The organism is Vibrio sp. ER1A (assembly GCF_000733315.1).
GTDB classification, from domain to species: Bacteria; Pseudomonadota; Gammaproteobacteria; order Enterobacterales; family Vibrionaceae; genus Vibrio; species Vibrio mediterranei.
This window is the reverse complement of the sequence record NZ_JPJA01000091.1, coordinates 32,186-45,254: the sequence shown is the minus strand read 5'-3', so window position 1 is coordinate 45,254 and position 13,069 is coordinate 32,186. Positions and strand designations below refer to the sequence as shown.

General features: G+C 38.6%; 12 protein-coding genes. 8 read left to right on the top strand and 4 right to left on the bottom strand.

The genetic code is table 11. The features are described from left to right. Nucleotides 1-853: 853 nt before the first annotated feature. From HW45_RS18425 to HW45_RS18410, 4 genes are all read right to left on the bottom strand, one after another. Nucleotides 854-1,657, bottom strand: a complete 804-nt coding sequence (locus HW45_RS18425; RefSeq protein ID WP_038228816.1) for a hypothetical protein — start codon at nt 1,655-1,657, stop codon at nt 854-856. Then, entirely contained in the window at nt 1,638-2,699 is a 1,062-nt protein-coding gene (locus HW45_RS18420; RefSeq protein ID WP_038228814.1) for an NACHT domain-containing protein, read from the bottom strand. The genes HW45_RS18425 and HW45_RS18420 overlap by 20 nt, the downstream gene beginning before the upstream one ends. A 425-nt stretch (nt 2,700-3,124) precedes the next feature. After that, a complete protein-coding gene (locus tag HW45_RS18415; RefSeq protein WP_038228812.1) occupies nt 3,125-3,970 on the bottom strand; it encodes a DUF3037 domain-containing protein in 846 nt (281 codons plus the stop codon). After that, complete coding sequence (locus HW45_RS18410; RefSeq protein WP_051868226.1) at nt 3,967-4,683, bottom strand: HipA family kinase; 717 nt, start codon at nt 4,681-4,683, stop codon at nt 3,967-3,969. The genes HW45_RS18415 and HW45_RS18410 overlap by 4 nt, the downstream gene beginning before the upstream one ends. Nucleotides 4,684-5,515: 832 nt before the next feature. Between HW45_RS18410 and HW45_RS18405 the strand changes: the two genes are divergently transcribed. The 8 genes from HW45_RS18405 (at nt 5,516) to HW45_RS18375 (ending at nt 12,966) form a co-directional block, all read left to right on the top strand. After that, nucleotides 5,516-6,652 (top strand): replication initiation protein, encoded by a 1,137-nt coding sequence (locus tag HW45_RS18405; protein WP_038228809.1) that lies wholly within the window; start codon nt 5,516-5,518, stop codon nt 6,650-6,652. A gap of 279 nt (nt 6,653-6,931) precedes the next feature. Further along, nucleotides 6,932-7,195 carry a helix-turn-helix transcriptional regulator gene (locus HW45_RS30370; RefSeq protein WP_038222873.1) on the top strand — a complete coding sequence of 88 codons (264 nt, stop codon included), beginning with the start codon at nt 6,932-6,934 and terminating at the stop codon, nt 7,193-7,195. Nucleotides 7,196-7,276: 81 nt separating this feature from the next. Next, complete coding sequence (locus tag HW45_RS28980; protein WP_327196422.1) at nt 7,277-7,483, top strand: TraY domain-containing protein; 207 nt, start codon at nt 7,277-7,279, stop codon at nt 7,481-7,483. Nucleotides 7,484-7,975: 492 nt separating this feature from the next. Then, nucleotides 7,976-8,332, top strand: coding sequence for a hypothetical protein (locus HW45_RS18395; protein WP_038228807.1), 357 nt, complete (start codon nt 7,976-7,978; stop codon nt 8,330-8,332). A gap of 11 nt (nt 8,333-8,343) precedes the next feature. Beyond that, nucleotides 8,344-8,658 carry a hypothetical protein gene (locus HW45_RS18390; RefSeq protein ID WP_051868224.1) on the top strand — a complete coding sequence of 105 codons (315 nt, stop codon included), beginning with the start codon at nt 8,344-8,346 and terminating at the stop codon, nt 8,656-8,658. After that, nucleotides 8,659-11,178 (top strand): VirB4 family type IV secretion system protein, encoded by a 2,520-nt coding sequence (locus HW45_RS18385; RefSeq protein WP_038228804.1) that lies wholly within the window; start codon nt 8,659-8,661, stop codon nt 11,176-11,178. It abuts the gene before it with no gap. Next, complete coding sequence (locus tag HW45_RS18380; protein ID WP_038228800.1) at nt 11,175-11,969, top strand: hypothetical protein; 795 nt, start codon at nt 11,175-11,177, stop codon at nt 11,967-11,969. The genes HW45_RS18385 and HW45_RS18380 overlap by 4 nt, the downstream gene beginning before the upstream one ends. A gap of 55 nt (nt 11,970-12,024) precedes the next feature. Next, nucleotides 12,025-12,966, top strand: coding sequence for a type IV secretion system protein (locus HW45_RS18375; RefSeq protein ID WP_006074035.1), 942 nt, complete (start codon nt 12,025-12,027; stop codon nt 12,964-12,966). Nucleotides 12,967-13,069: the final 103 nt, after the last annotated feature.

Below are 13,069 nucleotides of genomic sequence, written 5' to 3'. Positions count from 1 at the left end.
GGTTTACATATGTAATCTTCCCAATTATAAAAAAACCAGACTTAAACACCCTTGAGCTCATAATCTCAAAATTGAAATCATCAAGTATGGATTCGGAGATTTTAATTATTTTCATCATACAGCTCTCTCCATTTATGGCACATCATACCAATAAATGCCCAACACTCTCTTTACGTGATTTAGAGATAAACATTCAACATATCAATACTAAGATCATAATGATTTAATTACAATTAAACTTTAACAATAAATTCAGCCAATGCCTTTAAGATCTAGTCCTACCAGCCACACTGGAAACAAGCTGAATACGAAGTTTAGGCTAAAGCTAACCTAGAATAGAGAAGATCAATGCCCGCGTTATAGAAAAACTTAACGAATTTCTTGTTACGAATGGATAGTCTACCTCAATTACATCGCGCTGACGCCAGTGAGTACGTGATGAGAGCACGTAAAAAAACAACGAGTACTACTCGTTTTCAATAGGAATCTTGAAGCTGTCTTTTACAGATTTCAAATGGCTTCTACTGCTGTAGTTCGTGGTCAGGCTTATTAATCAAGTGATGGCCATCACTAACGATTTTCCTATCCCTGAAAAAGTGCCATTTTAGGACGCTTCGTGAATTATAAAACCAGTCAGAAAGTTATTACTAGACACAACCACCGTCACGTAGGTTATGCTATGCCATCAACCGCCATAGTTCTTTCATTGCAGAGACGAAAGAGTGTAACCTAAACAAGCACATTTACCACTGCGTCCCTAACCTGTTAAATCTTGTCAGTTCCGTAATATTCATAAAACATAATAGGTACACATTTAAACGATTGATATTGCCTCTTATTTATCTTAAATTCATTAAAAATCAAAATAACTGCTTGTCTTCATGAGGTTTTTACGATTTTTAATATTTGCAACTGCTTTATTAAACTTATCTCGGTAAAGTACATTTACTGCTATTTCTAATGATTCATAAACTGACGAAATAGGTATGCGTTTGAAATTAATTAGTTGTCTCATCGTAATCACATATACACCATTCTCACGTTTGCCTCTTTTATCTTCAACTAATGTTTTAAAATCCGCATCAGAATAGCCTAGGCTTATTAAGCTATTAGCCGTATTGAACACTTCCGAATAACAAGCTGGATAATCCATCGCACTTTCAAAATTTAAGTTCCCTTTTTCTACAGATAGTGACTCATTTTTCCCTCTTCGGTAAACACTTATCAAAACAGAGATAGTGGTTTTATCCAAATATAAGTCAATAAGAGATTTAGGTAGTGTTATACTTTTTATTTCGGTATCACGAGATATTGACAGAAAGTCTGAAATACTAGGAATAAAACCATATTCATGGTAATCATAATAATCCAACTCGGTCAAAAAGAAGAGGGTGTTTTTGAACAATGTATTGAATTCACTATTTGTAAAGCACTTTAAATAGAATCTTTTTTTCTTATCATGTTCCATTGCAACAATAAATGAAGCCGCAAAAAATTCCTGTATAGACTTATGTATAAATCTATATTCGTTAAACCCATCTTCAATTATAAGGTTTGTTATTGAGACCAATTCTTCAGAAACACGATTAGAAAAACACTCTTCTTCATTAGAGTGTTTTAAGGAAACACTAACCAAATCAATTAATTTTTTTTCCACTAAAACTGACTAGACCTTCTCGCATAGAAACAAAGCATAGACAGTCAAAAATATTTCTATATATTTTCCTATTATCATTCCAAGTCCGTTCTCTTCGAACCTTGCCTTTTATATTATCATGTTTAAAAAAAACCGTATCAAATATATTGGAATAGAACTGAGACAAAGTACTAGGTATCTCTTCTCCTAAATTGTAACTAATGCAATATAAGACCACTAAGATAGGTGATTTTAATATAGAGTCAGACTTTTTATACAACGGGCTATCGACTAGCGCTGTTCGCAGAGATTCAGCCTTCTCAGCGTCCGTTACCGATACGTCGATGATTCCAAAAACTTGTCTCTCCGTTAACTCACAAACGGTGTAAGTCAAAAAGTCAGACAGAGTTTCTATTTCTGTATCAGGTCTAGTAGTACAAATAACGTGGCATTTGGAGCCATTAATCAACCTTCTGATATCATCAATTAATTGATCTCTAAACTCTGGTTTAACTTCATCAAACGCATCCAAAAAAACTTTAACATTACTATCCTGAAATAATTTTTTTAGACTCGATGGTGATATTAAAACTCCGTAACTGGATAAGTTATTAGATATGCAATCTTCAATGGTTCCCCCTCTATAATTTTTTAATTCAAAGAATATTGGCAAACGATGAAAATAATTTGCATTGTTTGATAGTAACTTGCGTAAAAGCGTGGATTTACCTTGCCCTGCAAGTCCTTTAATTAATATTGCTCTTTCATGATCTAAAGCAGTTCTATTATTTACTTCGAATTTTGTATCAGATCCTGTTAATAGCAAATCTACAGGAACAAAGATATCATCTATACGAAAAATCTTATCTTGAGACATTAAGGTTTTTACCTCTAACACTCTTTCACAATAAGATATGTAATTATTCTTAAATTTCGATATTTCTTTTAAGTTATGTTTATCTATCAGCAAATCATAAACCGACCCAACCGTTTTTTTAACTATTTCATTTGTTGCTGGTTTAAGCAGTGCTCCAGCAACTCCTACACCAATATCAACAGCCAAATTACTCTCCTTTGGAAGCCAAAATCATATGAGCTATTCTACTGGATTATTAAGATTCGTTCATAATTTTTTCTGAGTTAACTCAACATTCCATAAGAAAGTCGAGGTAGATAGATCATTGGTTACAACAATATAGGCAGTACATCTCAACGAGCCGAACACTGCATGTTGTTCGCAATGCATGTACCTAACACCAAAGTCTAAGCAAGGTATACTTTTATATTCAGAGGAGAGGGGAAGTAGAAAGTAGATACAAAGAGTAGTATGCACAGGCTTGTCTCCAGACAATTCAGAGTTAACAAGGTACACAAGTCATTAAAAATTCCTCATGAGCTTATGGTGGATACCATTCAACAAATGCCTTAGGGCATCTGTTGTGAGCAAAAAAAACCGCCCGAAGGCGGTTAAAAAGACATATACCATGCCTAACTTAGTTTGAAGTCAACTGGTGCAGTTGATAAATCTGGTTCAGCAAAATCGAGGATCTTCTCTTTGTTTTTGAAAGGTAAGACTTGTACCCCTAATCGCTTCATTCCATTTTTTACGGAGTCGAACGCCATTAAGATCTCATGCTTATTTGATTTTGGTGCTTCAATCGTAAACAAAAAATCATCAGCTTTAATTGTTCTCGCATCAAGTATATGCCTAACCCGAGAAATCCATTTATCTCCATGATCTGCAATATCCATGGGTTTAGCTTGGTTAAATGACATCGGTTTAATTGCACGAAGGTCTCTGCCAATTATTGTAACTAGTGGAATTTTTATTTTACCAAAGCCAGCATCGACAGAGCTTTCCTTGTATCTCAATGGAAGAGACCCAAATTGCTCCCTAAGTTCTCTAACCATTAATCGCTCACGCTGCTCTTTGGTTACTGGTAGATCTCTGCCAATGTACGTTTGATATAGGCGATTAAGAACAACATCTCCGCTTTCCGCAAGTATTACACCGGTTTCACTAAAGGTCATTACTCCTTCACGTTTGCGCGTTAGCTCATGCATTACAGCAGATAACTCATTCCCATCCGTTGTTTTGGCATAATGCTTAATACGCTCTAACTCAATTTCCATAAATGAACGGGCTTTGCCATACAGTCCCCCATCAATGTCATCAAAGAAATTGTTTATACGTGTGAATGGTGCTGGCGCAAGTTTAATAAGTACTGTATTTGGATAGTCGTTAGCCCATAGAACAATCCCAACGTTCGCAAACTCTTGGGTTTCAGCAAATGGCATAAAACGTATAACAGCATACTCAAACAGTTTTCTCACTTGATGTCCTCCCAAAAGTTGTCGTTACGATATTGGTATAATATAGGTAAAATTTCTTGCTTAATCTGCTCTATAGAGTAAAGCTCAAGCCATTCCTCAGGGAGTTCTGCTAGCATCTTATCCATTTCTTTTAGAGCTAGCTTGATACGCTCTGTGTAATATGCACGCTCAGTCTCGAATATTTCGTTCCACTCTATAAATGGCGCAGACACATGTAACTCTTTATGCTTGCTAAGTTCGAATTCCTTATCAAACGCTAAATTGTGATCAATTACAAGCGCATTGTCTTTAACTGGGTTATAAAAAAAGTTGGGATTTCCTTGCCCTTGTCTGAGAGTACGATCATTGTTTCGAATCCAGTAATCAAAGAAGTAAAGGTCTTTTAGCAGTTGCTTTGGGAGTTTACCTAATGTTGATGTTGTAACATCTTGAATATTCTCGACAAAGCTTGAAGCAAAATTGTATTCGTATAACTCCTTTACTTTCTGTAGAGGAGTATCAGCCCACGCTAATGAAAAATCTGGGATTGGCAAGCCAAAAGCAGTGCCTAATCGCGCACAGATCCATTCTTTAACTAAACCGTTCGACGCGGCTTTTCTCCCTTTGACAATATGTTTATTGTTCTCATCATCAGTACAAAGGTAAGGAGCAGTTTTTCCTTGAGTCATTTCTCGTGAGACTTTCTCAATACAAATCTCGTCTTTTTTTGCCATGGAATCTCTCTTTATCACAACATTACCGAGCGCTAGAACACTCGATCAGGTTCAATTATGCTAGTCATTTTACTCTGGAGGGAACATTTGTTCTGAGTGCTTAATAAATAATCTATAAGGTCGAACTGCTTCCTATAATACCCTTAGTGATTCAACAATTGCCAACATCTATATTGTTTGATGACACCATTATACAGCCAAGCAACTTAAAGTAGGAATGGAACAAACCATATCCTGTACCATTATCTAATCTCGTTTTATTAGGATCATAATAAGATCTATAACTCCATATAGATCCCCTATAAAATCTATAAGATCTATGCAAGGCTAAAAATAGCACTTAAACTAATGATATATATAGATTTTGTGGTTTTTGTGCTGACTTTCAGTTGTGCAAATCTGACTTTTGTTTGTGCGATCCTGACTTTTGTTTGTGCAATCCTGACTTTCAGTTGTGCAAATTGAACTTTTTGTTGTGCATTTTGACTTTTGTTTGTGCGTTCTGACTTTCAGTTGTGCAAAAAGACCGAGATTTGTGCGTCTTGACTTTTAATTGTGCAAAAAACTGAGATTTGTGATTTCTGACTTTTGGTTGTGCAAAAAACTGAGATTTGTGCATTTTGGTAGAGCATGTCGAAATGAATCACAAAAGAATCAAAGTAGTTCAAAATGAATCACTAATAGAGCGGTTGGTTTTTGTGCACATTGTCAAACCTTTTCCAGAATCATGTGTTTTTAAGTTGAGTTTGACTGAGATTTGTGTAAATTTGACTAAGATTTGTGATTTGTGCGTATATCACAAAACTTTGTTTAACTACTTTCTCGGAACACTATGTCAGATAAAAGCTTAGATGTAGATAAGAGTGCATACCTACCGTTTTCGGTGATTCGCAAGTACTCGTCAGGAATCGACAATCACATAAAATCACATGATTTAGTTTTTGCTAATTTAAAACTTACCCCAAAAATGTGTGATGTGTTGGCTATGCTCTTTACCAAAATGAGGGCAGAGGACTGGTTTGTTGAAGGTGACTTGTCCTCTTCTAAACCAGCACAACCTCGCTACATCTTCGCTATCAATGAAATATCAGAGTTCTTTGGATGTGAAAAAAGACACGTCGCTTCGATCTTAAAGAAACCGGCTATGAACCTACAAAAAACAGTTGTAGGTATTGAACGTGGTAACGGTGACTTCAAATACACGTCCTTGTTCGCTTCCATAAGTTATGAAAAGGGAACCCTTACGATTGTGCCAAACAACGAATTGAGAGAGTCCTATATTTCTAAGGCGAAGTCGAAAGGGTATGCGCTGATCAACAATAAGCAATACTTGGCTTTGAAGGACGCTCATTCAAAGAAAACCCTCGATCTGTTGTCAAGGTTCAAAACAGGGCAAAAACTGTTTCCAATGAGCATTAAGAAGCTTCAATACATCTATGGGGTATTTGGCCAAAATGGTGAAGTGTTAATTCCGACCTACCAATCGCCTAAAACATTCTTGCGAAGAGTCATATCGGACTCCTTAAAAGCCATAGCGGATTGTCCAGAGTCTAGGGAACGTATCGAGATCCAAACGAGTGAGAAAGATGGCACGCTTGGCTATGAGATTGAATCTGGTGACGGTGAAGATACTCGAATCAGGTTTTTGTATAGATGGACAGCCTGTTTCAGTGATGAGGATATCGAAGAGGCCAGAGCGAACATAGAGAAGCTATTAACGGAGAATAGAAAACGGTTAGATGAGGGCTTTGACTCTCCCGCCTTGAAAATTGATGAGCTTCGATCTCTTGAAAACAGCTTAGAGATCGTGATGTCAGAATCAGAGGAAGATCAGCAGCTTTTTGAAAGCTTATTGGTAAAAGTCAGGGAAGAAATCGAAAAAGTCACGGCGATCTTGGAAGATTATGAAAATGAGCAAAAAGAAAAAGTCAGTGGCAGCATACAAGATTTGGCTAAGAGCTTTTTGTAAACAAGAACCCAAAAGAGAGGTGCTTTATAGGGATTGAACAGTAAACAAAGTCTGAGATAGACGAATCAATACGCTGATAGAAAGAGGGGCAACTCTTCCTACCAGCTAACCCACAACTTAAACGGAGTAAGGAGTGAGCTATGCGCAATAGTAACGTTCACCTGCTTTTTTGTCACCTTCTGTCCAAATCAGTTGCGCAGTTTGTGTTCAACTATCCCTATTTAATGGGAATACAACGACAATCATTCTTTTTTTCTATATCAGAAAGAGGTCGTAGCGATGCCATTAAATAATAATAATGACTACCCCCATTCTGTGCTTTTCCCTGAGTTAACCCATAGAGAGAGTAAGATCCTTCACCTCTACGCTACAGGAAGTACACAACAAAATATTGCACTGTCGTGCGACATTGCAGAAGTCACCGTAAAAAAACAAATGAGTGAAATGCGAGATAAGTTTAACTGCGGTTCTTCCAGTGAACTGAGGCAAATCTATCTGTGCAGAATACTGACACCCATTCTCAATCTAGCTTTAAATAGTTGATAGTACGGTAAAATATACCTTTTGTATATTGTTCATCGTCTGGTTTCATATATCATCTGTATGGAACCAGACTGATATGAAATGAGAGTGAATCAAATGGATCACGATATACCTAAGGATAAACAGGTTTCAGTAGTGGTTGTTCTAAAAGGAGTTCATGCAAAACGCTTGGAGGACTCTTGTGATGAATCAGATCGTTCTTTAAGAAGAGAGGCTAGGCTTCGGTTAGAAGACCACTTAAATTCATATAGTAACATTGCATCAATTGGAAATAATGTTAAGCGTTGAAGCCTGACTTCGAAAGTCGAGCATTATCTTCTTTATTGAATTATATGAATAAAGCGTAACACCTTAATCTTTGAGTCGAATGACTCGATAGTATATTTGTTCTTTAAAAACTAGTGCCAGTGGCAGATATTTCCGCCGTTGCAGCAACGTTGATAAACGTAGCTGGAGTGAACTAAGGGAAATCGACGATGAATGCCCGTAATAATTCATCAATCACACCCAGCGAGTAAAAATCGTGGTGGGTATTGTTTTGTGCGAACAATTTAAAGTGACAGCACAAACGATTACATACACATGGAGAGTATTTATGAAAAAGGCAAGAGTTAGAACTTTCTTCGGTACTACACCAAATAAAAAACTGTGCGCACGAGCACGAACAAGTAATGTTGATAGAGCGTTGATTCAAGCAACGTGGGAGAGGAAAAATCCTTCGCTATTAAAAACGCATTGCTTCCCCAACTCTATGGAATAACTTCCTACTGGCATTAGTCTATGAATGATCTCAATAAACAGAGGTTACAACGCCGACAGTCACAAACTGATACGCTAATCTTAGGGCTACCGATAAAATTATTCGCATTGGCAACTCTTTTCGCAGGGTTTGGGTTGTTATTATCTGTAATGGAACTAGGTTGGATAATTGGAGGTGGTTTAGGTTTCATATTCTTTATCATTGTGTTTGCACCGCTAAGGTGGATTCATCAAGACGATCCCCAAGCATGGCTATTATGGCTAGATGCTATTAAAAACTCTTCTCTTTCTTCCAATGCAATCAAAAAAAAGAACATGTCTGTCCTTAGTAAAGGAGACGTTGTTTCTTTTAAAAATTGGACTCGAAAAAACAAATAAGGAAAAAATTCATGAATAAAGCTATAACTCGTATATGGCTGGCATTTGCTGTGCTTGTAACTATGCCCGTTTATGCTTCTGTATCGTTAGGTTCTAACACAGGGGTATTTCAAAAGATAGGTAACTTCTTCCAATCAATTGTGGACTTTCTTGGCGGGACAGGCACGCTTTTTGTCATCTTTATTTCAGCCGCAGCCGCTATCATTTTATGGATAATGGCTCCAAAAGAGGGCAGTGCTGCAATCGCATGGATTTTTCGGGTTTGTATTGGGGCGATAGCATTATTTAGTCTCGGTACGTTTATGACTTGGCTACAGGGATTTTAAATGGATGCTCTCAATACTGCCATTGCCACGTATGCCCCCATAAGCGCAAATGCTGCACTAACCTATCGAGGTGGGATATTAGGAGCAATCGAACTTTCGGGTGTGGAACCCGCGCTACTAAACGATAGTGAAAAGGAATCGATCACGTTTCTTTTGAGAAATGCGATTCAACGATTACCGTTTTCTGTCACTCTTTCACAATACTATTTCCATAGTGAATGCCCTCCTATTCGTTTTAAAGAAAGGGATAATCCTAGAGCAAAATTAGTTTCTAATCGACGGGCGTCGTATTTGAATCAACAACGGGACTTATATCAGTCCCGTCTTTTTTGGGTCATTGAAATACATGGTATTACAAATTATACCGAAATAGGGAAAGATTTTATTTCAATGTGCCTTAAATCTTTGGTCGATAAAGATTATCGAAATAAGCTCAAAACAGCACTGTCTCACAAACAATCTGTACTTTTGGAAGAACAGGAGTTAAACGAGCAGATAGATATATTGGATGAAACATTATCATCATTGAGCCTAAGTTTATCGTTTCGTTCATTAGATAATGAAAGATTATCTAGTTCTAGATTATTCCATTTACAAAAGTCTTTAGTAACAATGGAACCCTATTATTTGGATAAACCACCTAAAGAAGCCCCAATACAAGATTGGGATACGTTACTTTCAAGTGGTGATGTGGAGCCTATATTAATAGATGGAATTCATTATCTAAAGATTACTAACGACAGGCCAATTTATTTAAGGATTGCGGCTATTAAGGGTGTTGGTATGAGTCATACGCCTGAATGCGCTTGGGCTAGTGAATTTCGTCCAGTTCTTGAAAAAGGTAACTATCTTTTTTTTACTCGCTTTGAGCCTTATGAAAAGGATCGTAAAAACGCGATGGTAAAAGAACAAGAAGGAGATTTATACCGCTCACAAACGCGCATTACCGACTTTATTAAGGGAGAAGCAGACAGCGCCAGTATACAAGCTCGGATTGAGGCAAGTCCTAAGCTTCGTGAAACGATGCGAGAGATAGAAAGAATTAGCAATGATACCGACAAGTACGGTGATTGGGTCGGCTATGTTGTGTTGTTTGATAGCGATATTTCTAAGATAAAGTCTCGAACGAAAGGAATGAAATCGGTTCTCGAAAACTCTGATTTTCATTTACTTTGGGAGAGTGTCGGTCTTCTTAATGCCTATAAAACTTTGCTTCTTGGCCATGACGGAGAACTGATAAGGCGAAGTCAAATTAACGCTACTCAAGCGGCTGCTTTATCGTTGTTTTTCAGGAGTCATGAGGGTTTCCCGCGCTTTCAGTTAGGAGATCGTAAAGAGGAAGCTCTGTTTGTCTTTGAAAGTGATGACGGGGTTCCATTCTATTATACCCCGTTCATTGGTGATAAATGCTTAGTGATTGGGGTGGGTCCGACGCGAAGCGGTAAGACCTTCCTCAAGCAATGTGTTGCGAATCACTTCCTGAAACTAGGTGGCATGTATTGCACGATGGATATTGACGCAGGAAGTGAGCCTTTAGCACACTTCTTTCAAGATGACGCTGCACTTTTCTGTTTGAAAGACACACAGACATCAAAAGGCTTTAATCCCTTTTCGATGAGCTTTGGTAAAGGGGATGATGGCTTTGTTCGTCACATGATGGAGTTGATTCGAATGATGCTTGAAATGAATGAAGCACGTGAGAACCAGGAACTGAACGCTAGCGAACAAAAAGCAGTGACAGAGGCCATTATTCACACGATGCAGCAAGAGGGTAAATTGCGATCATTCTCTGCCATGCTTGGTAAGTGTCCACCGTCATTGAATCAGAAACTGGCCAACTTCAAACGAGGAGGAATTCACGGGAACCTATTTGATAACGACGTAGACGCTATTGGGGCATTGGACAAACCCTACTCAGTGTATAACACGGAAGGGGTGAAAGATGCGCCTAAATTAGCGGCATTGGTCAATAGCGAAATCTTTTTTAGAAGCGTTCGATTATTCGAAAATCCTCGTTATCGAACCACGCCTAAATTTTTTGAAATTGATGAGTGTCAGTATGTTTTATCTCAAAGAGGGGCGGCAGAGTTTGCCATTGCTAAAGCTAGAACATGGTTTAAGCATGGTGGAGGAATGGGGTTTTGGACTCAATCGCCTAAGCATTATTCGGATCTTAGTGAATGGGGAACGCTAATGAGCGCCGCTACAACGTTCATTTTTATGGCTGATGCGGAAATGAAACGCGAGGACTATATCACGGCATTTCCTTTTTTAACTGATGCCGAATTGAATGTAATACAGTCACTAAAGCCAAAACAACAAGCGTTTATAAAACAACCTGACAAGGGGATAGCGAAGGTCATCAATCTACATGTTGAACCTGAGCAATATGTTATTGCCACTTCTCGACCTCACGAAGCAGCCTTAGCTAAACGTATCCTAGAAGCAGAAGAGGATGTTGATATTGCCGTTGACAAGATTGTTGAAGAGTTGGGATTAAATACCAAGGAGTTACGATGAAACAAACGTTATTATCTCTCTTGATTGCAAGTGTTATAGGTTTACCGTCAGTTGCATTATCTTCTGGCTTTCCAACGTTTGATGCAGCAAATTTGCTACAAAAAATAATGGAATATCAGACAGTTCTCAAAGAGTACGATCAGATTTTAAAGCAAACAGGGTTAAGCACAAACCAATTGGTAACAGCGATTGACGAGTATCAACAAATGCTCAGAGAGTATCAGGTGTTACTGAATCAAGTTAAATCGTTGGAGAACAAACTTAGCGCAAGGGATTATGCGGCTTTAGAACGCGAGCTAAGGCGGATATATCAGGATTTAGATGACATTGTTGAAACCGAAAATTCCGCTTATGCACAGCAGCGTTACGGTTCCCTTCCGTCTCAAAAAACGTGGGATGGCTTATCTAAGAACTCAGTCGGTGATACCCCTAATGCGTTCTCTAGACAACATACGATGGCATCAGACGCACATATTCAAGGCCAACAAATATCTAATTTCCGATTACGGCAAGAAAATATCGCTCAAAATATGGCGCATTTAGATCGTGAGAGGCAGGGGCTGGGTGATGAAAGTGAGTTGGCCACACTTCAAATGTTGGTAGAGCAATTTCAACTGTTATTAGACCAACTGAATTTGCAAAATGATATGGCGTTAGCGACCTACTCATCCTCAAACCAACTAGAGCACCGTGTTTCTCAAGGTGTTCTTCGTTCCCAACAAGGGAGATTGGAACGAAGGAAAGAAGCCCAAGAAAAGGGGATAGTGTTGGATGAAACACCAATTCGATAACTGTAATACATGTGTATTACACACAAGGAGGCTGATAGTAAATCAGTAGAAGATTATGAGTGCAGATACGGTCTTTAGAGGCACGTTTATGCAAGTGGTCAACGAGTTTGTTGATCGAGTAATGGTACACCCCGATATAACCCAATTCAGTTTTTCTCTTCTTATTTTTCTCTGCGTACTGCTTTTCTTTGTTGAAGTCGGTCGATTCATGCTCATTGGTTTTGAGCCTGAACCTATCATTCAAACAACATTAATGGTGATGGTGTCTTTGATATTTTATCAGACACACAGCAGCGTGTTTGATGTGATGCTAGAGACCTTCGATAACTTTGGCTTACTCATTTTGAAAATAGGGACGGGATCAAGCGATCCCATGTTTTTATTTAAGTGGGTCAACCATGCGTTAGCAGGGATGTACGGTGAAGAAATATCTTGGTGGGACTTTTCTGTTGGGGATGTTCTTATCTATGCCGTATGGCAACTGATAGCCATTATCTTGCAACTTGTTATGTATTTTATTGGTTCGTGGGCGATTTGGTGTTTATTTCTGGCCAAAGTTCTAAGCCCGTTGTTTGTTCCAATGTTAGTTCATCCGGTCACCCGACCGTTTTTCGATGGCTGGTTAAAATTCACGCTTGGGAGCTTGTTGTTATTGGTATTAGTGAGGGCTGCGGGAGTACTAGCCGCGCTAGCTATCAAAGCCCAATTTCTAGCTTCGGGCGTCCTACAGTGCGGAGCAAGTGACACGGTGTCTAATTGTATATCGATTGGTGAACGCAGGGTGTTAATGGGAGTGGCCGACTACACCGACTTGATAGTAACGATGGCGCTAGCCATTGCAATAGTACTGTCGAGTATCAAGCTCTCTTCGACGTTGGTCGGTGGGGTTCAATCACCTAGCGCAGCAGTGAGCAAGGGGGCAAGTAAGCTCTCAGGGCAAGCCATGAAGTCGAACATGATGTTAAACGTAATGAAAAAATTTAGTGGGGGCGTGTAATGCAAGAGCCTGTCATTTTGGAGGACACTAAGCCCGAAAGAAGAGATGAGAAACCCTTGTTAAGAACAGAGCGAAATCGTTGGTTCAAGGTAAGGAAACTCAA